The organism is Peribacillus sp. SIMBA_075 (assembly GCF_046534585.1).
This window is the reverse complement of record NZ_JAWRYN010000276.1, coordinates 1-334: the sequence shown is the minus strand read 5'-3', so window position 1 is coordinate 334 and position 334 is coordinate 1. Positions and strand designations below refer to the sequence as shown.

Sequence of the window (334 nt, the reverse complement as noted above, 5' to 3'; positions counted from 1 at the left end):
ATACGAGGCAAAGGCGTTCTCAATCAGATTGCCAAGCAGCTTCGTCATATCATGCTGATCTAGCCGCTCTGGAAAATCGCGCAGACAGCTATTTTCATCCACTTCGACTTTGATGCCAAGCTCCTTGCCCCTTCTAATCTTGCTCATCAATAAACCTGCGACGGCATCGTGCTGAATGACGCGGTGAAGAAAATCCGTCACATGTTCCTGTTCTTCTGTCGTTTGAAACGCAAGGTCGAGCGCCTGATCGGCTTTGCCAAGCTGAATCAATCCCGCAATCGTATGAAGCTTATTCATATGCTCATGATTCTGCACCCGCAGGCCGTCAACGAAG

At 49.1% G+C, this 334-nt stretch carries 1 protein-coding gene; it reads right to left on the bottom strand.

From position 1 onward, the window contains the following. A partial coding sequence (locus tag SB775_RS28235; RefSeq protein ID WP_410864474.1) for a sensor histidine kinase occupies window positions 1-334 on the bottom strand: 334 nt, incomplete at both ends.